The 21,020-nt window shown below is 49.1% G+C and carries 24 protein-coding genes; 4 read left to right on the top strand and 20 right to left on the bottom strand.

Annotation, left to right across the window (positions count from 1 at the left end):
- Positions 1 to 139: 139 nt before the first annotated feature.
- On the bottom strand, positions 140 to 1,033 hold the full coding sequence (locus tag AAC052_RS23210; RefSeq protein WP_339815641.1) for a hypothetical protein: 894 nt from the start codon (positions 1,031 to 1,033) through the stop codon (positions 140 to 142).
- Between the two features lie 49 nt (positions 1,034 to 1,082).
- Positions 1,083 to 1,520, bottom strand: coding sequence for a MarR family transcriptional regulator (locus AAC052_RS23215; protein WP_339815643.1), 438 nt, complete (start codon positions 1,518 to 1,520; stop codon positions 1,083 to 1,085).
- 95 nt (positions 1,521 to 1,615) lie between these two features.
- Here AAC052_RS23215 and AAC052_RS23220 point away from each other — a divergent pair, with 95 nt between their 5' ends.
- Positions 1,616 to 2,557 carry a glycosylase gene (locus AAC052_RS23220; protein WP_339815644.1) on the top strand — a complete coding sequence of 314 codons (942 nt, stop codon included), beginning with the start codon at positions 1,616 to 1,618 and terminating at the stop codon, positions 2,555 to 2,557.
- A gap of 80 nt (positions 2,558 to 2,637) precedes the next feature.
- On the opposite strand, the gene AAC052_RS23225 is transcribed toward AAC052_RS23220, so the two are convergent.
- From AAC052_RS23225 to AAC052_RS23310, 18 genes are all read right to left on the bottom strand, one after another.
- The gene (locus tag AAC052_RS23225; protein WP_339815645.1) at positions 2,638 to 4,164 is read right to left on the bottom strand and encodes a M20/M25/M40 family metallo-hydrolase; all 1,527 of its coding nucleotides are present in this window, start codon (positions 4,162 to 4,164) and stop codon (positions 2,638 to 2,640) included.
- 96 nt (positions 4,165 to 4,260) lie between these two features.
- Complete coding sequence (gene rpiA / locus AAC052_RS23230; protein WP_339815647.1) at positions 4,261 to 4,959, bottom strand: ribose 5-phosphate isomerase A; 699 nt, start codon at positions 4,957 to 4,959, stop codon at positions 4,261 to 4,263.
- 204 nt (positions 4,960 to 5,163) lie between these two features.
- The gene (locus AAC052_RS23235) at positions 5,164 to 5,847 is read right to left on the bottom strand and encodes an SGNH/GDSL hydrolase family protein (RefSeq protein ID WP_339815649.1); all 684 of its coding nucleotides are present in this window, start codon (positions 5,845 to 5,847) and stop codon (positions 5,164 to 5,166) included.
- Positions 5,848 to 5,882: 35 nt separating this feature from the next.
- Positions 5,883 to 6,086, bottom strand: coding sequence for a helix-turn-helix transcriptional regulator (locus AAC052_RS23240; RefSeq protein ID WP_339793359.1), 204 nt, complete (start codon positions 6,084 to 6,086; stop codon positions 5,883 to 5,885).
- Complete coding sequence (locus AAC052_RS23245; RefSeq protein ID WP_339815651.1) at positions 6,076 to 6,540, bottom strand: hypothetical protein; 465 nt, start codon at positions 6,538 to 6,540, stop codon at positions 6,076 to 6,078. Before AAC052_RS23245 ends, AAC052_RS23240 begins: the two co-directional genes overlap by 11 nt.
- 111 nt (positions 6,541 to 6,651) lie before the next feature.
- Positions 6,652 to 9,663: a glycoside hydrolase gene (locus AAC052_RS23250; RefSeq protein ID WP_339815653.1), complete on the bottom strand. Its 3,012-nt coding sequence runs from the start codon at positions 9,661 to 9,663 to the stop codon at positions 6,652 to 6,654.
- A 53-nt stretch (positions 9,664 to 9,716) separates the two neighbouring features.
- A complete protein-coding gene (locus AAC052_RS23255) occupies positions 9,717 to 10,127 on the bottom strand; it encodes a hypothetical protein (RefSeq protein ID WP_339815655.1) in 411 nt (136 codons plus the stop codon).
- 1 nt (position 10,128) lies between these two features.
- Entirely contained in the window at positions 10,129 to 10,923 is a 795-nt protein-coding gene (locus tag AAC052_RS23260) for an SDR family NAD(P)-dependent oxidoreductase (protein ID WP_339815657.1), read from the bottom strand.
- Between the two features lie 103 nt (positions 10,924 to 11,026).
- Entirely contained in the window at positions 11,027 to 11,869 is an 843-nt protein-coding gene (locus tag AAC052_RS23265) for an AraC family transcriptional regulator (protein WP_339815659.1), read from the bottom strand.
- Between the two features lie 21 nt (positions 11,870 to 11,890).
- Positions 11,891 to 12,319 (bottom strand): SRPBCC family protein, encoded by a 429-nt coding sequence (locus AAC052_RS23270; protein ID WP_339815661.1) that lies wholly within the window; start codon positions 12,317 to 12,319, stop codon positions 11,891 to 11,893.
- 135 nt (positions 12,320 to 12,454) lie between these two features.
- The gene (locus tag AAC052_RS23275) at positions 12,455 to 12,805 is read right to left on the bottom strand and encodes a type II toxin-antitoxin system PemK/MazF family toxin (protein WP_317490605.1); all 351 of its coding nucleotides are present in this window, start codon (positions 12,803 to 12,805) and stop codon (positions 12,455 to 12,457) included.
- Entirely contained in the window at positions 12,795 to 13,025 is a 231-nt protein-coding gene (locus tag AAC052_RS23280) for a hypothetical protein (RefSeq protein ID WP_317490606.1), read from the bottom strand. The genes AAC052_RS23275 and AAC052_RS23280 overlap by 11 nt, the downstream gene beginning before the upstream one ends.
- Positions 13,026 to 13,178: 153 nt before the next feature.
- Positions 13,179 to 13,652: a hypothetical protein gene (locus AAC052_RS23285; RefSeq protein ID WP_339815664.1), complete on the bottom strand. Its 474-nt coding sequence runs from the start codon at positions 13,650 to 13,652 to the stop codon at positions 13,179 to 13,181.
- A 175-nt stretch (positions 13,653 to 13,827) separates the two neighbouring features.
- Positions 13,828 to 14,301 carry a hypothetical protein gene (locus AAC052_RS23290; protein ID WP_339815666.1) on the bottom strand — a complete coding sequence of 158 codons (474 nt, stop codon included), beginning with the start codon at positions 14,299 to 14,301 and terminating at the stop codon, positions 13,828 to 13,830.
- 47 nt (positions 14,302 to 14,348) lie between these two features.
- Positions 14,349 to 15,173, bottom strand: a complete 825-nt coding sequence (locus tag AAC052_RS23295; RefSeq protein ID WP_339815667.1) for a DUF4349 domain-containing protein — start codon at positions 15,171 to 15,173, stop codon at positions 14,349 to 14,351.
- A gap of 55 nt (positions 15,174 to 15,228) precedes the next feature.
- Positions 15,229 to 15,723 (bottom strand): hypothetical protein, encoded by a 495-nt coding sequence (locus AAC052_RS23300; RefSeq protein WP_339815668.1) that lies wholly within the window; start codon positions 15,721 to 15,723, stop codon positions 15,229 to 15,231.
- Positions 15,724 to 15,843: 120 nt separating this feature from the next.
- On the bottom strand, positions 15,844 to 16,461 hold the full coding sequence (locus tag AAC052_RS23305; protein WP_339815670.1) for a Uma2 family endonuclease: 618 nt from the start codon (positions 16,459 to 16,461) through the stop codon (positions 15,844 to 15,846).
- A 327-nt stretch (positions 16,462 to 16,788) separates the two neighbouring features.
- Positions 16,789 to 19,728: a glycosyl hydrolase gene (locus tag AAC052_RS23310; protein ID WP_339815672.1), complete on the bottom strand. Its 2,940-nt coding sequence runs from the start codon at positions 19,726 to 19,728 to the stop codon at positions 16,789 to 16,791.
- 178 nt (positions 19,729 to 19,906) lie between these two features.
- On the opposite strand from AAC052_RS23310, the gene AAC052_RS23315 reads away from it, so the two are divergent.
- The 3 genes from AAC052_RS23315 (at position 19,907) to AAC052_RS23325 (ending at position 21,013) form a co-directional block, all read left to right on the top strand.
- Positions 19,907 to 20,149, top strand: coding sequence for a DUF1059 domain-containing protein (locus AAC052_RS23315; protein WP_339815674.1), 243 nt, complete (start codon positions 19,907 to 19,909; stop codon positions 20,147 to 20,149).
- Positions 20,150 to 20,237: 88 nt separating this feature from the next.
- On the top strand, positions 20,238 to 20,591 hold the full coding sequence (locus AAC052_RS23320; RefSeq protein WP_339815676.1) for a VOC family protein: 354 nt from the start codon (positions 20,238 to 20,240) through the stop codon (positions 20,589 to 20,591).
- Positions 20,592 to 20,692: 101 nt separating this feature from the next.
- On the top strand, positions 20,693 to 21,013 hold the full coding sequence (locus AAC052_RS23325; protein ID WP_339815678.1) for a metalloregulator ArsR/SmtB family transcription factor: 321 nt from the start codon (positions 20,693 to 20,695) through the stop codon (positions 21,011 to 21,013).
- Positions 21,014 to 21,020: the final 7 nt, after the last annotated feature.

Genomic DNA, 21,020 nt, shown 5'->3' on the forward strand with positions numbered 1-21,020 from the left:
AGGAACATGGAGGCAAAGTATTGCTGGCCACTTCTTGGATTACAACATAGAAGGGCTGGGGTGGAAAAACAGCTTTGAAAATAATTTATCTAATTTGTTTTAAATGCGCTTGCCCTAGTGGTTTTGTCAGGCCAACGGTTCAATTGCGTTTTTTTGGCGAAGCTCTGGCAAACAGCCACGCCATCACCATGCCAAGCACCACGCCTGAAAGAGAAGTTTCCAGAAGATGGGCCAGCCGCACAGGTTCGGGCATGATAGGGTTGGGTAGGAGCAGCTGACTGCAACCAACAATGCTAAGCAGAAGCGCAAGTACTATACCTTTACCCACCCAATTGCCCTTGATAGATCGAAACACAAGAAGGCCAATGAGTGTCCACAGTATACCTCTCAACATCTGAAAAGAATACAGATGTGAAGCGATATTCTCTTTCATCATGAACAGGAAGGAGGCTTTTTCGCTGCTGCCTGAATAGTAAATGCGAACCTCTTCAAACTGCCAGGCTATGAAGTAGCCGGCCAGAAAGTAGATCAAAGGCCAGATGACTATTGCCATCAGTGCTGTCATTGTTAAGGTGTTGGAAAGAGGCATCATCTCACCTTTTGACGCTAGTTGTTCCTCTTTTTTGAAGTTTCCTGTTACCCATACCGCAAAAACGGAAAACAGCACGGAAGAGATTGCGCCACCCGTCACCAGTGCCCAAATGCTGTTCAGTTCCATCTTGAGGCTGTCGTTGAACCAAAGCGTTTCAATTTGAGACATAAAATACTGAATGCTGAAAAGCGCAACGGCAAGAGTAAGCACCAGGTGCCAGCCCCGGCGGTGCGTGCGGTGAATAAAGTACATAATAGCGGCCGTATTAAGGCCGCAAATGAGTAGCATGATTGGCAGTCCATCATCTCCCGACCCGTTTGACGCATTCATCAGATCGCTTGGAAAGATGATATTGCCAATGATAAGACCTACGATCCAGAGCACAAGCATCAGGGTTGATAAGACGATCCAAATGGCAGTGGTTTTAACGTAGCTTTTCATAGACTATATTTGAAATAGTGGGTAATACAACTAATTGACTAAAAGAAAATCATTCAAAGTTTTTTGTTATTTGTTTTAACACCGACAGACTCACTGCTACGTCTTTTGCCGGTAAGCGCTGCATAGTTTGGACATAGACCTTACCTGAAGTAGCTACCATTTCTGTCTGCAATTCTTTTCCTTTTTTTGTCAGGTAAATGAGGTTGTTCCGCTTGTCGAGCTGGTCTGGTATTTTAACAATCAGGTTCCTGTTGATCATATTGTTAATAATTCGGGCAATGGTTGTCTTGTCTCTTCTCAACTCGTTGGCTATTTCCTGCTGATTGATGCCTTCCTTGTACCATAGCAGCGCCAGTATTGAAAACTGCTCAGGCGTTATATCGAACCCATCTTCCTCGAAAGCCATTGTGAGCCTCTTATGTAACAGCTTCGCCACTTCGCTGATCTGAAACAGTAGATTGTCTTCCAGGGAATTGGGTGCCTTCATATTAGTTGTATATGCATCTAATATAAAAGTATGAAAAAGAAGTTTATGGATCAATTATTCTAATTCACTCATAAAAATTAAATTCCTTGCTAATAATGAAGAAGATGAAAACTTATCAGCCATTGATTGCTATTGCCTGTGCGTTCTTGCTGAGTTGTGGCGGCTCAAATAGGCAACCAACAGAAGCCACCCAAAAGGAGGAGTCGCTAGAATTCCCAGCCGAACTGGTCGATTTCAGTGATTACCCTGACAATCCGATTTTTACCGGCACTGGCCAGCCCACCTGGGATGAGCACATCAGGGAACGGGGTTATATACAGAAGGAGGATAGCATCTACAAAATGTGGTATACAGGCTTCCAGACAGAGAACAAGACTTTGTCGCTTGGGTATGCCACTTCTGCTGACGGCATCAATTGGGATCGCTATCCTGGTAACCCAGTATTTGATGGGAGCTGGACAGAAGACATGATGGTCGTAAAAGCAGACGGCGTCTACCAGATGTTTGCTGAAGGCAGGGGAGATATAGCCCATCATCTTTCTTCGCCAGATGGTATTCGTTGGACGGATCATGGTTCGCTGGATATTCGGCAAGTGAATGGAGGGCCACTTAGTGAGGGGCCTTACGGCACGCCAACCGTTTGGCTTGAGAATGATGTGTGGCACCTATTTTACGAACGCAATGATTTGGGTATATGGCTGGCTACTTCCAAAGACCTTCAGGTTTGGACCAATGTGCAGGACGAGCCCGTGATAGAAATGGGGCCTGAGGTATATGATAAGTATGGTTTAGCGGTCAATCAGATTGTCAAGCACAACGGAATGTATTATGCCTACTACCACGGCACAGCCTTTGAAGACTGGCACGAGTGGTCAACCAACGTGGCGGCATCTAAGGACCTGGTGCACTGGACAAAGTATGAGGGCAACCCTATTATGGGGGAGAACCGATCCAGCGGTATACTGGTGCCGGATGGTTCAAAGTTTCGGTTGTATACCATGCACGACAAGGTGGAGGTGTTTTTTCCTAAGGATTAAAGAGGTTGGTCTCTGACTAAAGAGGTTACTCCGTGCAGAAGCGCAGAAAGTAACCTCTTTAATCTCTAACCTCTTTAATTTTAAAGCTCCATTGTCAAAATCGTCATGCACATTTTGATTCCCTGGCTGATATTGCCTATGCGGATGTTCTCGTTGGGGTTGTGTTGGTTGTTGTCCATGTTCACCATGGGCACAATAATGGCGGGGATGCCCAGGGTGTTAATCGCCGGAATGATAGGCACAGTGCCTCCCATGGTGCGAATGCTTACCGGAGGGGTGCCAAATTCTTTAGCGATAGCTGCCCGGAGCTTTTGACCGATGGGAGCCTCCATGTCGGTTCTGAAGGCATTGACAAAACCGTTGGTTTTGAAAGTGGCTATTTTTTTGTGAGTGAGCCGTTCTTCATCAGTCGGTGCCCGGTCCAGCACCAGAAATCCTTGTTTCTCAATATGCTTTCTGATCTTTTCAAGCTGCTCACCGCCGTCAGTTTCTGCCACGAGCCGCACATCGATATAAGCAGTCACTTGTTCAGGGATAATTGTTTTTAGGCCCGGCCCTTTCCAGGAGGTGTCGATGTGGCGGACGTTGAGAGACGGGTATTGCAGTGCCTCCTGATAATTATTCCCCACTTTCTCAGCTTTGTGTATGACCAATCCTTTTTGGATGTCATCATTGTCGTCGGGCACCTGGCTGAGGAGTGCAGTTACGGCTGGCGTCATTTCTATGCCGTCGTAATAGCCATCCACCAGCACTTTTCCGTTTTCGTCTTTCATACTGGCGAGCAAATGCGACAACGTAAAAATGGGATTGGGCACATAGTTGCCATAGTGACCGCTGTGCTGAGGCAGCCTGGCACCGTAGGTGGTAATGCTGCAAGTGGCGTTGCCCCGGCACCCGAAGGTTAGCGTAGGCTGGTTGGTAGGGTGAGCAGGCCCGTCCATGATGACCATATAGTCTGCAGCGTAATCTGCTTTGTACTGGTCGAGGGTGGAAAGAAAGGCTTCGGAGCCCGCTTCTTCCTGAGGATCGAAGATGATTTTGATGTTGACGCCCAATTTGGTTTTGGCCTTGTCGAGCAGCTCAACAGCAGTCAGCATCATCATGATAGGTGCCTTGTCGTCGGCTGCGGCCCGGCCGAAGATGCGCCACTCGGGGTCAATGGCACCATCCAGGTTTTTCCAATCGATAGTCGACCAGTTGCCCTGACTATCCAACTGTTTCAAAACCGGCGTAAAAGGATCTTCCTGGTCCCAGTTGGCGGCGTTGACGGGTTGCCCGTCGATGTGCAGGTAAAAGAGAATTGTCTTCGCTTTTTTGCTAACCGTTCGTTCTGCCAGCATGAGGGGCAGGGTGGAGGACTCCAGCATTTTCACTGTGAACTTCTGCTGTTCCAGTTCTTTTTTGACCCACTCATAGTTTTTCATGATGCCGTCACTGTCTGAGGCAACATTAGGCAGGCTAACGAACTCCCGGTGTTTTTTGAGGGTTGCCGGGAGCACTTCGGTGATAGCAGCGTCTATGCCTTTTTGAGCGGCCAGCTGAAAGTTTGCTGCGATGAGCAGGCATGCGCAAAATGCGGAGATAGCTGGAAAGCGGGATTTAGTCATGGGTTAGAAAGGGTCGGTTTCGGAAATTGAGCGTGTAAATTGGCGCTTTTTGTTCAAACACCCACTACTTTGATGGTCAACGGTTAACTATTGCTGTCAGGAAGAGACTACCTCAATATTGTATCCCATAAAAAGCCCGCTGTCCAGCACCCCGGGTATCAATTTGATCATCTTCTCAAGCCCTTCTCCAATATCGTTGAAGCGTACGTCCAAAATGAAGTTTCCGTTTTCGGTGATGACGGGCCCGTCTTTGCCGCCAGCCATCCTCAGTTGTATACTAACAGCCCCCAACGTTAGCAGGCTGCTTTCGACGCTGCTTAGTGCAAATGGAATCACTTCCACCGGCACCGGAAATTTCTCACCAAGCTTTTTCGCCAATTTGGAGGAATCTGCAAGGATGAAAGTTTTGGGTGAAGCAGCCATGATGAGCTTTTCTTTGAACATGGCTCCGCCTCTGCCTTTAATGAGGTTGCTCTTTGGGTCAATCTCATCGGCCCCGTCGAAGCACCAATCGGGCCGGGCGGTGTTGAAAGAAACAGTAGGGATTTGCTGTTGAGTGCAGGTGAGTTCTACCTCATGGGAGGTGGGGATGGCCTTGATCTGAAGGCCCTCGGTGGCCACTCGTTTTCCTATTTCGAGGATAGTGAGGTAGCTGCTGGAGCCGGAGCCAAAGCCTATGGTTTCGCCGTTTTTAGCTTTGGCAGCCACCATTGCCGCCAGGCTAAGCTTCGCCTCACGGTTATTCATGTTGGCACCGAAGTTCAGGTTGTTGATCAGTTTGCTTTTCCAGTCCATTCTATCTTTTTTATGTGTCGTACCTACGGCACTTGTCATGCGCCAGAGACCATGTCCTTACCGATATGCCGTCCCTATGGGACTGGACTGGTGCCTGAGCTCTCTGACCGATGTGCCGTCCCGATGGGACTTACTGTGACAACGGCAAGTGCCATAGAAGAGCGCTTTCAAAACAACCCAGGCCTGGTACGGTTGATGGTGCCACTACTTACTCTTCAAGGCCTTAGCAATCGCCGCCTCTGCCAGCGGTTCCATCACGTTATACCCTGCTTTCGTAGGATGCACGCCATCCCCGGCCAGTTCTTTAGGTAGTCCGTCCCTGTCATCGGCCATGGCTGAAAAGTAGTCTACATACACGATCTTGTTTTTGTCGGCATAGGCCTTGATCATTTTGTTGAGGGCCACGATTTTGGGCGCTGGTTCCATGCCTGGCTTCCACGGGTAGTCATAGGCCGGAAGCGTGGAAGAGAGCACTACTTTGATGCCATTAGCTCTCGCCAGTTCGGCCATGGAGTATATATTATCGGCAATCATTTCAAGGGTGGAAGGGCCTGTGTTGCCTGCGATGTCATTGGTGCCAGCGAGGATGATCACCACAGCCGGTTTCAGGTTGATAACGTCAGCCCGGAAGCGAACGAGCATTTGCGGTGTGGTTTGGCCGCTGATGCCCCTGTTCACATAGGGTTTGCCTTCAAAAAACTCTGGGTTCACCTTGCTCCAGCCTTCAGTGATGGAGTTCCCCATGAACACAACCCTGTTTTCCCCTTTGGCCGGTGGTGCCAGGGCCGCATTTTGTTCACGGTATTTGGCAAAGTTGGGCCAATCCTGGGCAAACGCCTGGGAAGAAAACAGCATGATGATCGTGAGCAACAGGGCATTGTTTTTCATAATATTGGTTCAGGTAGTTTTAGTGATGTCTCAATCTAAGCATCATTTTCGTCCAATTCCATAAAATCGTTGACAGGCGCTCCAAAAACTTTTGACATTTTCAATGATACCACTGTAGAGGGCACGTATTTTCCTTTTTCAATAGAATTGATGGTCTGCCTCGATACGCCAATTGCCTGGGCCAGGTCTTCCTGCGTGAGGTCTTTCTTTGCTCTTTCCACCTTGATGCTATTCTTCATCTTTGGCTAATTGATATTTGAAGTAACCATAGGTGGCATTGGAATACAAAAGCAATAGTGTAACAACAGCCAGATTTCCCCCGACCTCAGGAAAATGATAGGGTTGCCCGTTCCAAATGGTAGACGCCCACACCATCAACGGGAAAAGCAGCATGGCAGCGAAAGTAAATCGAATACCGTGCATCATCGCTTTGAACCTGAGCCCCAGAAACATCTCATCCTCATTCTTTTCTTTTGAGAAAAGCAGAAAAAACAGCCCGATGCTGAGAGGAACATGGAGAAAGAACAGGCCCCAGCCAGCCCAGAAAGCGGAAAAACGATCCAAGGCACCTGTCATCACAACGAGCGTAAAGATGAGCAGCACCAGGGGAATGCCTCCAATCAATAGTATCCAACCCCATTTTCTATAGGAGGGGGTTAATAAAAACGACTCAATTTGATCCAGATTTTTCATATTAAAGTAAAGTTAATTGAAATATGTAAACCTTATACGACCAAAAGTAAAGGTTGTTTTACATTTAGTAAAATTTTTATTTCTTTTTGTAAAGGCAGGTGATGGCTTGGCCTAGCGTATTTTGTTTGTTTTCTTAAATGCTGCCCAGTCGGCTGCCTGTTTGGCTACCACTTCAACATACTGTTTTACTGCTTTTGCCGTCGAAGTAGTGGGCGTCATATCATTTTCCTGAAGGATCGACATCAATCGGCTGAGTCTTCTGTCGGCTCCTATCATCTCCCGCTGCACTTGGCTTGCCGCAGCAGCCTGCGATTTGCTTTTTCCCTTGCCAGCTTCCAGGTTTTTACTCACCTTTTCCATTTCATCCAGCATAGCGAGACTCTTTTTCCTCGTTTCGTAGCAGGCCATCGAAAGGAAGAACTGCTTTTGCAGATCCACCTTAGAAGTTTTCACCCTGGGGTCCATTTTGATGGTAATTGGCTGACTGTACGATTTGCCGTCCACTGTTAGTTTCACGTTGTAAGTATCGGGCAGCACAAAAGGCCCGTCAGGTTCTGGCGCTGAGTTCTGATAGATGGCAGCGATGGAAAAGGAACCTGGTGTTTCAAGTTGAGTATAATGCATGTCCCATTCAAAACGGTTGAGCCCTGCCTTGCCGGAAAGGATTTTCTGAGGTCTCAGCCAGTAATGAGGGAAGTTCACCGGGGGCACCTCATAGGGCTTGTCGCTGCTGCTGTATTTTTTTACCAGCGTGCCATTCAGGTCAAAGACCTCCAGCGACACTTCTGATGCGTCGCCAGGCAAATAGTAGTTGATGATGGCACCGTCAGGTGGGTTTTGACCAGCGGGCTCCTCTTGGGGCAGCGGTGTGTCGGTATTCATGTTCCAGCGCACCCGGTAGGTGTCCTGGGGTTTGAACAGCACCGGCTGGGTTACAGCGGTAGTTGTCAACTGTCGCAGGGGAGTAATGTCGTCCAGTATCCAGAACGAGCGCCCGTGCGTGCCCACCACCACATCGTCGTCTTTGATGACAAGGTCACGAATGGAGGTGGCTGGCATGTTGAGGCGCAATGGCTGCCAGTTGGCACCGTCGTCGAACGACACATGCACCTGCGTTTCCGATCCAGCGTATAGTAAACCCTTTCTGATGGGATCTTCTCTTACCACATTGATGGGGTCGTTGGGCAAGCCTTTTACGATCTCCGTCCACGTTTTGCCGCTGTCGTGTGTTTTGAAAATATGGGGCTGCATGTCGTCGTTGCGAATGCTGTTGATGGCAGCGTAGGCTGTTTCCTTGTCGAAGTGGCCTGCGTCCATCAATGAAACCTTATCCCACGAAGTGACCTGAGGAGGCGTAACGTCTGCCCATGTTTTGCCGCCGTCTTTGGTTACGTGAATCAGCCCATCGTCGGTGCCTGCCCAAATTATCTCACCATCTACATGCGACGGGGCCAGTGTGTAGATCACACCCCGGCGGGGCATGGTTTTCATGCTTTCGTCGGTGTAAATGCCTACACTTTCCGGAATGTCCCAGGTGGCCCTTGTCAGATCGGGACTGATCACGTCCCAGCTGTCGCCACCGTTTTGGGTTTTGAACACTACATTGGCTGCAGAGTACAGTGTTCTTGGATCTGTAGGGGCAAAGAGAATAGGCATGGTACGGATGTAGCGATAGCCACCATCCCGCACAGGATCTGGCGACACATTTTGCACCTGCCCGGTATTTTTGTTGTATTTGCTTACCCGGCCGCCGTAAATGATGTTGGGATCAAGGGGATCGGCTGCCACGTAGCCATATTCTTCCACGCCCACGGGATGCCATTCCCTGAAAGTGATCTGGCCATCGTTGCCACGGCTGGCAATGCCCACCGAACCACTTTCCTGCTGACCACCGTACACATTGTAAGGAAAGTCGTTGTCGGTGCTGACATGGTAAAACTGTGCCGTAGGCTGATTGTACCAGCTGCTGAAAGTTTCTCCGCCGTTTACCGTGATAATTGCTCCCTGATCGGCTGCGATCAGGATGATGTCATGATTGATGGGGTTGATCCAAATGCGGTGGTAGTCGTCGCCACCCGGGGCTCCACGAAAGGCAGAAAAAGTTTTGCCGCCATCCACAGACTTCCATGTTACCACGTTAGCTGAATAGAGAATGTCGGGATTGGTGGGATCGACCTGGATTTCTGCGAAGTCATCTCCACGGCCCCATGGTCTTGGATCGTTGTTGATCAGGTACCACGATTCGCCTGCATCATCGGAACGGAAGATGCCACCTACGTCTGGAGCGTTCACACTGGCGTAGAGCCTTTTGTTGTCGCTCGGTGCTACCGAAATACCGATACGGCCAAGTCCTTGTTCATAAGTTGGCAAGCCTTTGGCCAGCTTTTTCCAGGTGTTGCCACCGTCGGTTGACTTGTAAAGCCCGCTGTTGGGGCCCTGCCAGGCAGCATTTTCCCATGGGCCCTGACGAGCCTGCCACATGGAGGCGTAGACTGTATTTGGATCTTGTGGGTCAATCAGCACCTGAATGGCACCTGTGTTTTCGTCCATGTACAGCACCCTGTCCCATGTAGTGCCGCCGTCTAGCGTGCGGTACACGCCACGCACCTCGTTGGGGCCGTAGGGGTGACCGAGCACTGCTGCAAACACCCTGTTTTCATTTTTCGGATCAATATCGATTCGCCCTATCTGCTGACCGTCTTCCAGCCCGAGGTGTTTCCACGTCTTGCCGCCATCGGTTGTTTTATACATGCCATTGCCTACGGAAAGGTCGGGGCGTTGCAAGCCCTCGCCAGATGCCACATAGAGCACGCTGGGGTTGGACGGTGAAACGGCAATGTCTCCCACAGATCCGGTAGGTTGGTCATCGAAAATCGGTACCCAGGTGCGGCCGTAGTCCGTGGTTTTCCACACACCACCGTTGTTCACGCCGATGTAGAACACATTGGGCTGCTGCGGCACGCCGACTGCACCCACGGTGCGCCCACCCCGGTGTGGCCCAATCATGCGCCACTTCATATCGCCGAATTTTTCCGGCTGATAAATTTGTGCGAACAGTTGAGCGTTCAGCAAGCAAAATATGCCCAGCAAAAGGGCTAGTATTGGTTTCGGTTGGTTTGACATGGCAGATTCGTTTAGTGTCGGAATCTACCAAAAAAGTTGAAAGTGTGGCAGCCTTAGTTGTTAAATGGCTTAGATCGGTATATCTGAATCATATTCAACAGCGTGTAGGCGAGCACCGCCAACGGAATGAAGGGTGGCTTTATCTTCAGCGGCAGCACATCGGCAGGTACATCGGGAAGAAGGTGAACATAGCATGCCACTATCATTATAATGCCTAGTGAGCCATGACCCACTAGCAGTGATACCTTTTTTGAGGCAGCAGAAAATGACAGGAGCCATGGCATGAGCAACAGCAATCCGGTGACGATTTCGCCGACAATACCCATGGGATAGGCAACAGAAGGCATTCCGGAAGTTTCTATTTGCGTGGCGTACCATGTTTGAAAGGGATCGATAAACTTCAGCAGGCCAAAGGCGAGGCTCATTGATCCGAGAAGGATGGAATTGGTTCTGATGGTTTTCATGCTAGTCGATATTGTTGTTCTTTTTAAACACTTTGGCCATCATTGCCCGTGAAAATGATGCCGGCACCACGGTGTTCATCATTCTGTACTTCAGGCCAGGCAACACCGAAGGCCGATTTTTCCTCAATCCCTCGAGTGCCTCACTTACGCATTGCTGCACCGACAGCGGTTTCATGGGCAGGTTGTCTTTTGTGAAGCCAAGCAACGGCAGCACCGGTGTTTCTGTGGGGCTGGTCACCAGCACAGTGATGTGGATGCCACTGGCCTTCAGTTCCGTGTTAAGGGCTTTGGCGAGGGCCTGCACCATCGCTTTGGTGCCCGACTCATTGGCCATGTAGGGAAGTCCATCAATGGCACCCATGGCTCCCGTGAGCAGAATCCCGCCTTTGCCTGCAGCCGCCATTTTCCGACCAAAATGGTGGGTCAATGCGATGTGGGAAAGCGCATTCAGTTGAATGGTGGCCATAAGGTGATCAAGACGAAATTTGAGGAATTTTCCGGGCTTGCCGGTTCCGGCATTTGATATCAGTAAACCGACGTTTAGACCATCGGTGCCTTCAATCACTTTTTCAACACCAGCCGTCGTGGAAAGATCAGCCTCAATTACCGTATAGTTGATGCGGTGTTTTTGTTTCAGCTCTTGTCCCAGGTTCTCAAGTAGCGGTTTTCGTCTGGCTACCAGGATCAGGTCAAATCCCCCGGCCGCCAGTTGTCTGGCAAACTCCTCTCCAATACCGGCCGAGGCGCCTGTGATCAGGGCCCATGGCCCGAACCGTTGTTTGTCTGTCTTCGTCATTGTTACCGTGAATTGTCATGTTCACAGCAAAAGTCCGGACTCTGCACCTGTTTGCTTTGTACAAAAAAGTCAATGAGTTGACTATTCCGGTCGGGAGAGCTGTTTAGGTTTTCGCTGAATTGCGGTAACCGGATGGGGATAACTGAAAAGCGGCTTTGAATGCCCTGGAAAAATGAGCAACGTCATTGAAACCGGTTTGGAACGCTATTTCGCTCACGCTTAAGGTACTTACACCGAGCAACTCTTTTGCTCGCTCCAGCCGCTTGGTGCGGATGTAGTTGGCTGGGCTTTGATGGAAGCTGGCCCGAAATGTTCGCTGGAAAGTGGATATACTCATGTTAGAAAGCCTGGCGAGGTCTTCCAGCGAAAGGTTAGAAAAAAGATGATTGTTGACCACGTCCCGGATGTTGACCTGTCGGGGGGTGAAAAGGTCGGAAAACAGCTGAAGCACCGAGTCGGCATTTTTAGTCTGTATCAGCAGCAGCACCAGCTCCTTTACTTTGAGTTCAAGCAGCTCATCGCTGACCAGGGAAGGGTTGTCGAAGTAGAAGTAAAGGTTTTCAATAAACTTCCCAATCAGCTGGTCAGGAATTACCTTTCTGAAAAACGAATTTGATTCCGAAGCCTTAACAAAAGACGGAATCTCATACTTATAAACGCTTCGGAGGATATCAGGATAAAGGTGCACAACAAGAATCTCGTATGTGTTCGAAGCTCCATACTTAAGCAAATCAGCAAAGTGGCTGCCGCACTTCAGCAGCACGGAGTCTTCCGGCTCCACAGGTAGCTGACCGGAGGGAGAATTGATCCTAGCTTCACCAGCGGAAAAATGGATAAAACAGGCTTCTTCGTGGAAGTCAACAGCAAATCGAAAAGGGGCCTGAATGACCACCTTTTCGATCAGACATTTGTTGCGATAGTCAAACTTTTCGTGACTGATGACCATCGTTATAGCTTAGCGAACTGCTTAGACACTTTCTGTGTGCTTCTTAAAGTTGTCAAGAATAGCCTGCCAGCCCCCTCTCTGCATTTCGATCGGGTTTTCTTTTTCAGGGTCAAAGGTTTCTACCACTTTGGTTTTATTGCCATCGGCAGTGAAAACAATGCTGACCTTGCGGCCGTCTTCCATGGTGTAGGCTATGCTTTCATGCGTTTTTACCTCGTCGTATATTCCGCCGAAGTCAAAGCTGAAGCTACCGTCCCTGGCGGCCATCGTAGTTTTGAATTTGCCCCCGGTCTTTGGGTCGTTTTCGGCAAAGGGGGCATGCCAGTCGTCGGAGGCATGGCACCATTGGGTGATGTGCTCAGGCTCGTTCCAGCAGGCCCAAACTTTTTCAATAGGAGCATTGACAACGGCTTCTATGGTGATAGGTGCAAGGGTTTTGTTATCGCTCATGACTTTTGTGTTTAAGTGAATGAATGATACAAATTTAGGCCATAGCTTCAAAGTGGAAGCTTGCTTAAACCGGCAAATTGGAGGGTGGATTGCGGCAGAAATCAAAATACTGAAGGAATATTAATTTGGAGAAAACTAGCCCCCTATATCAAGAACTATCTGCAAGTTTTTTTTAATCTCATTGATAACGCTTCCTGACAGGGTACCTAGTTTTTGCGTGAGCCTGTTATTATCAATAGCTCTTACTTGATCTATCATAACGTCGCTGTTTTTTTTGAGACCCGCATCGCCCTCTCTAAGGTGGACTCGTAGTATGTTTGCCTTTGGGCTAACTTGGCTGGTAATTGGGCATATGATAGTTGAAGGATGAGATAACTTGTTCAGCAAATTGGTTTGAACAACAAGAACCGGCCTGGTTTTACCGGCTTCAGTACCCATTCGTGGATTTAAGTCAGCCAGCCAAATTTCAAACTGATTAATCTCCATCTTCCAAATCTTCAAATTCCTTAAGTACCTTCATTGAGTTTTCCCTGACCAGAAAGGATTCTTTCGTAAGTGCTTTTTCAATAAGCAATCTCTTTTGAATGTGGTTGTAGTGATCTATTGCCTCATTGATGTAACGATTTCTGGGCAGCTTCAATTCGGATAGGATTTTCTCTGTTTCCATAGAGATATCATCATCAATTTTTAGTGAAACTGTCTTCATCTGGATTTTATTTGGTGTAGTAAAGCAAAGTCGGTTCTCTAGGTTTAGAAAGTCCCCCCTCTGGCATAAGCGGACGCTTGCGCTAGTTTGTATAACAAAAGTATATCATTTTAGTATATTAATTAAATATACCATAAAAGAGTTCAAGCCAGCTTACTCAATCACCACCATCTTCTTTTTGCCCTTTATTTTGAACTTTTCCCTGATGAATAGTCGGCCAATCAATCCTGCGCCAATCAGTGAGCCGCTGATGATCATGGTGTTTTTGTCGAACCGGCCTGTGTTGATCACATCGAGGGCCAGGTAACCAGCCCCGGCAATCATGGTTAGCTTCACAAACCTGTAGCCGAAAGCAAACCAGCCCCTGGTTTTCTGATCAGTATAAAGCACCTCAAAATCGTTGGGGTGCACCTCATAGCCATCGAACAATACCATGCCGTCTCTGAATCCTTTGATTTGGTCGGTTACTTTGAAGTCGTTGTCTTTGATGCGAAAAGCAATGACTTCGCCAGCAAAATACTGAGCCTCACGAGTATTGCTTTTATGGAACAGCAGGTAAGGCTGCTGAGCCCGGAGTGGGAAGCACAGGAGAGTAACGAGGGAGAGCAGTAGCAGAGTTTTCGGCATAGTTGGCAATGTAGCAAGAGATATTTATTGAAATGGCATTTCGATCCACTTGCCACCCATCGAAAGGACATTATCCTCCGGAAGCAGCCTTGTTGGTGTTTTACCGCTGACCTGCGGGCACGATTCCCACCAGGGCCAATACTATTTTCAGGGTGGGTGCAAGTGCCGGTGAATATCAGGCAATGACCACCAACTTCATTTTTCCCTTGATTTTAAAGACCCTTCTGAAGATGACATGACTTAAAACGCCGGCAGCAATCAGAGAGCTGCCCAGGATGATCGTGTTTCTGTCGGTTTCATAATTGTTCAGCAAATCGAGCCCCAGATAGGCAGCACCGGCAATAGAGCAGAGCCTCGACAGCTTGAACCGCAGGGCAAACCAGATAATGGTTTTGTCGTCCATATATAGGTGGGTGATGTCCTTTGGATCGACTTCATAACCATCGAAGAGTATCAGGCCGTCTTTAAAGCCTTTGATCTGGTCGGTTACCTTGAAATCGTTGTCGTTGATGCGAAAGGCGATCACTTCTCCTGCGTAATATTTGGCTTCCCTTATCCTGCTTTTATGAAACAACAGAAACGGCTGCTGGGCAAGGCATTCTGACGCAATGACAAATATAAAAAGCAGGGCAAGCAGGTGTTTGACCATGAGCCAAGACAAGATAAAAGAAGGGGAGCAAAAGCTCCCCTGTGGTTTTAAATATTTCGGCGCCCCCTTCTTATCCGCACTATGATTACGATTATGAGGATAATCAGCACAAAAGGCCATAACTCCACCGTCCAAACCATAAAGCCCAGGAACTTGGCCCAGCCTACGCCAAAGCCACTTCCTACTTTATAGAAAAAGCCAAAGCCCTCGGAGTCGGTCTGGTAGAAGTTGATCCAAAGTGTGGCAAACTTCACCCTGTTTTGCAGGTAGTTCATGCGGCCCTGCATCGATTCAATGTCCGTTCTCACCTGGCCCAGCTGTGCTTCGATGGCCACCATGTCGGTGACCGTTTTGGCTTGCTTAAGCAAATCGATATAGCGGGTTTCCAGCTCTTTTTTGGTTTTGAGCCGGGTTTCCACATCCACATACTCCTCTGTCACATCGATGGCGTTCACATTTTTGTTGTCCACCTTGCCGGCGTACGAAGAAATAGCCGCCATAAATACTTCGAACTTGTCGTCGGGAATGCGAACGGCCACGCTCTGCTCTATCATGCCTTCGTTCTTGTACATGTTTTCGTTGAAAACATAGCCGCCGTAAGCTGTGACTGCTGAGTCAAGGAATGTGCGTGTTTTTCCCACGTTTTCAGTTTTGAAACGCATGTTGCCTTCCCTGATGAGCTTGCGCTCAATGGTGTTGGGGGCGTCGCCAGAGTGCATTTGGGGAGCCTCTTCAGCAGCAGCCATCTTGCGATCGGCGGCAGGAGCCATTTCGCTGCTGAAACCCATGGGTTCGCCGCCGGAGTTGTTGTTGCCACATTGCGTGAATAAAAGTACCAGCGCCAGGCCGGTCAGTTTGATTGTGTTGTTCATCTTTATTTTGTGTTTGAGCAATCTCTGGCATTTTTCATGCCATGAGCCGTACCTTTTATTTTTTTATTTCCTCTGGCGACACTTCTCTCTGCACAGTGTATCCCCAGAAACCGATATTGCCAGTGCCTTCTTCCTGGCCTGTGTTGTCAAACCACCAATCCATGTCATTTTCTACGTCTTGAGGGCCGCCGTCGAGGATTTCAATAGTGGAGCCAGCGAAGCCGCTAAATTCCGTTACCTTCCACGACCACATGACATTTCGGAGCAAGTCTTTGTTGAGGTAGGTTTCCGTGCCATCGGTTGCCGCCACTTTAGCCACAACCAGCCTGTCCAGTGCTTCGTTGTTTCTATCAGCAACGATCGCCCTTGCCTTTGCAATGTCTTCGGCGCTGGAAAGTGGCAAGATGTAGGAGTCGCCCTTTTCGGCGCTAAGCTCAGTGACCAGAAAGAAGACGGTGGTTTCGTTTCTGGGAATGTCGTCGTCGGTTACTCCGCAGCCTGCAAGTGCTAGTCCGCTCAGAAGTAAGATGAAAAAGTGCCTGATACTCATAATGAATTTAATGTTTGAGCGATAGGACACGGGGAAGTGGAAAGGAGTTGGGGCCGCTAGTGAAAATAGGCAGCGCTTTACCTCATGGAATTACATCCAGGCAACACCACAACTGTTGATCTATTCGAAAATATCGCCCACTGTCAGGTTGATTGCGGAAAGCATGCCGCATTGAACATGATCGCTGCCGGAAAGTCTGGCGGCAGACAGGTAATGGCCTTCTGGGTTGAGAAGAAAAATCTCCACGATGTTGTCGTTAGGGAAAACCAACCAATACTCGTTGACCTTATGTTCCCTGTAAAGCTCGAATTTGTCTTTGAGATCTCTTGATGCTGTGGATCGAGAAAGGATTTCAATAATTAGGTCAGGGGCACCTACGCATCCTTTCTCATCGAGTTTGCTGGCGTCACACACGATACAGATGTCGGGCTGTACCACAGTGAATATCTTTTTGTCGTCATCTCCTGGGTTATCGGGCAGGCGGACGTCAAAGGGTGCATGGAATAGGTTGCATGATTTGTTTCTAATATGGGGGCCTATATGGCTTATAAGATTGGTGCTTATCAGTTGATGCCGTGTCATTTGACCAGCCGACATCTTGAAGATTTTTCCTTTGATGATCTCCACTCGTTCCTCGAAAGCCCACCGGAGATAGTCGGCATAGGAATAGGAGGCTTCGGGATCCAGTAAGGTGAAGTCTTCTATGCGTTCTTCGGGGAATGGGTATTCTTTGGGCATGGTTGAAATGCTCTAAGCGCCCTAAAGCCGGGCGGGCTCTTACTTTTTTTTAGACAAAAAGTAAGCAAAAGTCATGAAAAAATTAACGCACGGCCCAAAAACCCTCACCCCTCCACCATTTTTTCCCCTCCCTCCAGAGCGAGAGCTTCAGCGAACTAAGATTGTTAAAGAAAACTCAGTTGTGTTCCAAACCAATAGTGAAGTAGGTTTCCAAGACACTGGCTTGTTACTAGCTGTCAATGAGTTTCGTAGGTTAAAGAGAAAAGAAAAACTGGTTCAATGCGTCCCGCTTGGACCTTTTTCTTTTCTCTTTAACCTCTTTATTAATTAGCCCTTCCTCTCTGGCCGCTTTCTTGGCTCGTCTACTTTTAGTTTGGTGGTGGAAGTTTCTCCGCCCTGGCTAATGGTCACCGTGTAGGTGCCTGGTACCAGGTAGGTCTTGCCATTGTCAGCCTTTTTCACCGCTTTGGCTTTTTCTTCTCCCAGCTCTGCTTTCAGCGCTTCAACTTGTGCATCGGTCACTGTCAGGTCATAGTCATAGTAATTAAGTCCCTTTTCTGCTTTCACAGTGGCCTCGAATACCTTGGTGCCCTTGTCTGAGGTGAGGGTGAGTGCTACATCACCCCCAGCTTTCGCATAGAAGGGCAATGTTTGGCTCGGCTCATTCAAAGGTCTCCATTGGCTGAAGCCTGGCATGCCCCAGCGTTCGCTGTGGGTTACCTTGTCGGTGTCGAACAAGTGCAATGCTTTGGCCAGCACGTCGCCAGTCAGCATTTGCAGGTGGGCCACATTGCCAATGTAAATCGAACGGCCGTGGGTCCCAACGATCAGGTCTTTTTCCCTTGGGTGAATGGCCAGGTCGTGCACAGCCACGTTGGGCAGGCCACCATCAAAGGCCATGAAGCTGGCACCTCTGTCTACCGACACATAGAGGCCGTGGTCGGTGCCTACGTACAGCACATTTTCATTTTCAGGATCTTCCCTGATGATGTTCACAGACTCCTTGGGCAGGTTGGTGCCAAGCTTCTTCCAGGTAGCACCATAGTCTTCCGATACATAAACCAGCGCATCAAAGTTGTCCCAGCGGTAGCCGTTGAGCGAGGCATACACCCGGCTTTCTTTGTGTTTGGAAGGCTCCACATTGCTCACCCAGTAGTTCTGTGGCAGGCCACTCACAATCTTTGTCCAGCTGTAGCCACCGTCTTTGCTCACATGAATCAGCCCGTCGTCGCTGCCGGTGTAGAGTAGTCCGAAGCGTGTGGGGGACTCGGCAATCACAGTCAGGGTGCCGTAGCTTACATTGCCTTTTTTTCCGCCGTTGGTCAGGTCGCCGGAAAGGGTTTCGAAGTTGTCGCCCTGGTCCATGCTGCGGTGGAAGCGGTTGGAGCCCATGTAGAGCACGTCCTGGTTGTGGCGGCTGAGAAAGATAGGCGTTTCCCAGTTCCAACGGTAGGGCCGCTCGCCCAGCTCATGCGATGGCGTGATGCGCTTGCGGTTTCCGGTTTGTGAGTTGCCCCTTATGTAGTTACCAAACTGCAGTCCGGTGTAGTATGTCAGGTTGTCTCTGAAGTCGACCTGCACCTGCATGCCGTCGCCGCCGAAAATGGATTTAAACGGATACTGACCTTCTGCCTGCCAGCCGTTGCTATATTCGTAGTTGCTTGGCCCCATCCACACGCCGTTGTCCTGAAGGCCGCCGTACACATTGTAAGGCGTGGCCATGTCGTAGGTCACAGAGTAGAACTGCCCCAGCGGAATGGGGTTGCACTTGTTCCAGGTTTTGCCGTCGTCGTAGGAAATGTTGATGCCGCCGTCGTTGCCGAGAATCAAATGGCCAGAGCGGTTTGGGTTCACCCACAGGGCATGGTGGTCGCTGTGTACGTTGTCGTTGTCGAGCGACTCCCAGGTTTTGCCGCCGTCCAGTGAACGAACGATGGGCACACCCATGGTGTAGATGTGGTCAGGGTCTTTGGCGTCGATGCGCACCTGCCCAAAGTAGTAACCGTAGCTGTACACCAGGTCTTCGATGTAACCTGCGTGTGTTTTGAACCATGTTTTTCCACCGTCGTTGGAGCGGTACATTTCCCCGCCTTTCACTTCGGTGTCGAACAGGAGCGAATTGGCGTCTTCAGTGTATTCTACCAGGTCGAGCGGTTTTACCTTGCCTGCTTCCACGCCTTTCTTAATGTCGGGGGCATTGTACTTCTGCGGAAAACGGTTGGCGTCGAGGTAGGCGTTAATGTATTTGTTGTCGAGGGCCAGAAAGTCGGCTGTAGAGATGCTTCTCAGCAGGTCTTTGGACACCTTAGCTTCTTCCTCTTTCTTTTCTTCTTTGTCCCGGAAGTCCTGATTATCGAGCATGGCATACACGATGGACGGATTGGATAAAGACACTTCCAGGCCTATGCGTCCTACACCTTTGGTAGTAGGGAAGCCACTTGCTTCGGTATTGATTTTTGCCCAGGTACCGCCACCGTCGGTGCTTTTGTACAAACCGGAGCCTTCACCCGCACCGTCGAAGTTCCAGGCTTTGCGGTCTTTCTGCCAAAGGGCTGCGTAAAGAATGTCGGCGTTGGAAGGATCTTTTGCCAGCTCAATAGCGCCCGACTTGTCGTTGCTGAACAGTGTCTTTGTGTAGGTTTTTCCGCCGTCGGTGGTTTTGTAAACGCCTCTCTCGGCATTGTCGGAATAAAGGTGACCAAGGGCTGCCACCCAGAAGGTGTTGGGGTTGGTGGGGTGCAGAATGATTCGGCCAATGTGATGACTTTCTTCGAGGCCCAGGTGGATCCAGGTTTTGCCATTGTCGGTGCTTTTGAAGACGCCATAACCAGAATAAGAAGAACGGCTGGAGTTGTTTTCGCCCGAGCCAACGTAAATGGTTCCGGTGCCCCAGTCGACAGCTATGTCGCCTATCGACATCACAATTTCATTTTGGAACATGGGGTCAAAGCTGATCCCGTTGTTTTTTGTTTCCCATAGGCCACCCGAGGCATAGGCCACATAAAAATGGGTAGGGTCGGAGGGGTCTACTTCTATGTCATCCACACGGCCGCTCATTACGGTGGGGCCCACGTTGCGGAAGGGAATGTTTTTCACCAGCGAATTTTGCTGAAGTGTCAGCCTTTGCTGGTAGCCCTGCCAGCGCTCTGCGGCGGGTGTTGCTTTGGGCACTATTTCGGCGGGAGTAGCCTTTTTTCGCTGTGCCCATGCTGGTAAGGCCAGGAAAAGGGTTAGCGATAAAGCGATCAGTAGTTGTCTGTTGTTCATTTGAATCCTCTTTTTTTGCACTATTTAGCTAAAAGTAGGCAAAGGTGAAATGGGAATAGTGGTAAGTGGGGTGATGTTGAATGTGGATAGATGGGCAAATTGACTATCTTTAATCAGGTATCGACTACGGAAATGCGAAAAAAAGCTGTTTAACCCACACAATTACACAAACTGCCCCATGATGAAAACGATGACTTGCCGACAGTTGGGAGGCGCCTGCGACAAAGCCTTCCAGGCTGCCACGTTCGACGAAATAGCTCAACTAAGCAAAACCCACGGCACTGAAATGTTTAAAAAAGGAGATGCGGCCCACCTCGAAGCCATGCAGGTCATGAGCGAGCTAATGAAGTCGCCGGACAAAATGAAAGCCTGGTTTGAGGCAAAGAAAAGGGAGTTTGAAACGCTTCCTGATCATTTGTAAAACTGCACGGCGGCTTGTGCGCCTCGTTTCTTGATTCCAATCAAGTGCCCTTTTGGGAGGTAGCGTATAAATTGCCTGAAAAAAAGACATGCTCACTTCCGTTGTTCCAAAGCTTCCTTTTATCAATAAGCAGCTAACTGTTGATTTCTATGTCAATCAGCTGGGCTTTACGCTGCGGTCCGACTATGGCGACTACCTGATCATGGACAAGGACGGCGTGGAGCTGCACTTTTTTTCCTTCCCGACTATTGTGCCCGCCAAGTCCGATTTCATGATTTATGTGCGGGTAAGTGAGGGGATTGAAAAGCTCTACGATGGCTACCTGCATAGTATGCCTACCTTTCGGGTAACGCCTTTACTGACACAGCCCTGGGGACAAAAGGAGTTTTCGATCAGCGACCCAAATGGCACGTTGCTCACTTTTGGGCAGGCATGGCGTTAACCATTTTACCAACCACCAGTAGCTGACTTTTTTATTTTCTGAAAAAAATATTTGCGCAGTTAAATAGCTGCATGTATATTTGCAGTCAAATAGCTGCATAAATGAAAACAAGGCGAGATATTTTCCAGGCAATAGCTGACCCTACACGGAGGGCCATTTTATCGTTGGTGGCTTTGCAGGCCATGACCCCCGGTGCCATTGCTGACAGCTTTGAGTCATCGAGGCAAACTATTTCTAAGCACATACAAATTCTCACCGAGTGCCAGTTGCTCACGCAGGAACAGTCGGGCAGGGAGATACACTATCACTTCAACGCCAACAAAATGAAAGAAATAGCTGAATGGCTTCTGCCATTTGCACAGTTGTGGGACGACAGGTTTAATAAGTTGGAGGCCGTAATGAAACAACACAAACCCCAGTAAACAAGAT

Source organism: uncultured Imperialibacter sp. (assembly GCF_963974565.1).
Lineage (GTDB): Bacteria > Bacteroidota > Bacteroidia > Cytophagales > Cyclobacteriaceae > Imperialibacter > Imperialibacter roseus.

Excerpts from the sequence above, each read along its gene's own strand:
- AAC052_RS23210 (WP_339815641.1), bottom strand. The coding sequence starts at position 1,033 with ATGAAAAGCTACGTTAAAACCACTGCCATTTGGATCGTCTTATCAACC.
- AAC052_RS23215 (WP_339815643.1), bottom strand. The coding sequence starts at position 1,520 with ATGAAGGCACCCAATTCCCTGGAAGACAATCTACTGTTTCAGATCAGC.
- AAC052_RS23220 (WP_339815644.1), top strand. The coding sequence starts at position 1,616 with ATGAAGAAGATGAAAACTTATCAGCCATTGATTGCTATTGCCTGTGCG.
- AAC052_RS23225 (WP_339815645.1), bottom strand. The coding sequence starts at position 4,164 with ATGACTAAATCCCGCTTTCCAGCTATCTCCGCATTTTGCGCATGCCTG.
- rpiA (WP_339815647.1), bottom strand. The coding sequence starts at position 4,959 with ATGGACTGGAAAAGCAAACTGATCAACAACCTGAACTTCGGTGCCAAC.
- AAC052_RS23235 (WP_339815649.1), bottom strand. The coding sequence starts at position 5,847 with ATGAAAAACAATGCCCTGTTGCTCACGATCATCATGCTGTTTTCTTCC.
- AAC052_RS23240 (WP_339793359.1), bottom strand. The coding sequence starts at position 6,086 with ATGAAGAATAGCATCAAGGTGGAAAGAGCAAAGAAAGACCTCACGCAG.
- AAC052_RS23245 (WP_339815651.1), bottom strand. The coding sequence starts at position 6,540 with ATGAAAAATCTGGATCAAATTGAGTCGTTTTTATTAACCCCCTCCTAT.
- AAC052_RS23250 (WP_339815653.1), bottom strand. The coding sequence starts at position 9,663 with ATGTCAAACCAACCGAAACCAATACTAGCCCTTTTGCTGGGCATATTT.
- AAC052_RS23255 (WP_339815655.1), bottom strand. The coding sequence starts at position 10,127 with ATGAAAACCATCAGAACCAATTCCATCCTTCTCGGATCAATGAGCCTC.
- AAC052_RS23260 (WP_339815657.1), bottom strand. The coding sequence starts at position 10,923 with ATGACGAAGACAGACAAACAACGGTTCGGGCCATGGGCCCTGATCACA.
- AAC052_RS23265 (WP_339815659.1), bottom strand. The coding sequence starts at position 11,869 with ATGGTCATCAGTCACGAAAAGTTTGACTATCGCAACAAATGTCTGATC.
- AAC052_RS23270 (WP_339815661.1), bottom strand. The coding sequence starts at position 12,319 with ATGAGCGATAACAAAACCCTTGCACCTATCACCATAGAAGCCGTTGTC.
- AAC052_RS23275 (WP_317490605.1), bottom strand. The coding sequence starts at position 12,805 with ATGGAGATTAATCAGTTTGAAATTTGGCTGGCTGACTTAAATCCACGA.
- AAC052_RS23280 (WP_317490606.1), bottom strand. The coding sequence starts at position 13,025 with ATGAAGACAGTTTCACTAAAAATTGATGATGATATCTCTATGGAAACA.
- AAC052_RS23285 (WP_339815664.1), bottom strand. The coding sequence starts at position 13,652 with ATGCCGAAAACTCTGCTACTGCTCTCCCTCGTTACTCTCCTGTGCTTC.
- AAC052_RS23290 (WP_339815666.1), bottom strand. The coding sequence starts at position 14,301 with ATGGTCAAACACCTGCTTGCCCTGCTTTTTATATTTGTCATTGCGTCA.
- AAC052_RS23295 (WP_339815667.1), bottom strand. The coding sequence starts at position 15,173 with ATGAACAACACAATCAAACTGACCGGCCTGGCGCTGGTACTTTTATTC.
- AAC052_RS23300 (WP_339815668.1), bottom strand. The coding sequence starts at position 15,723 with ATGAGTATCAGGCACTTTTTCATCTTACTTCTGAGCGGACTAGCACTT.
- AAC052_RS23305 (WP_339815670.1), bottom strand. The coding sequence starts at position 16,461 with ATGCCCAAAGAATACCCATTCCCCGAAGAACGCATAGAAGACTTCACC.
- AAC052_RS23310 (WP_339815672.1), bottom strand. The coding sequence starts at position 19,728 with ATGAACAACAGACAACTACTGATCGCTTTATCGCTAACCCTTTTCCTG.
- AAC052_RS23315 (WP_339815674.1), top strand. The coding sequence starts at position 19,907 with ATGATGAAAACGATGACTTGCCGACAGTTGGGAGGCGCCTGCGACAAA.
- AAC052_RS23320 (WP_339815676.1), top strand. The coding sequence starts at position 20,238 with ATGCTCACTTCCGTTGTTCCAAAGCTTCCTTTTATCAATAAGCAGCTA.
- AAC052_RS23325 (WP_339815678.1), top strand. The coding sequence starts at position 20,693 with ATGAAAACAAGGCGAGATATTTTCCAGGCAATAGCTGACCCTACACGG.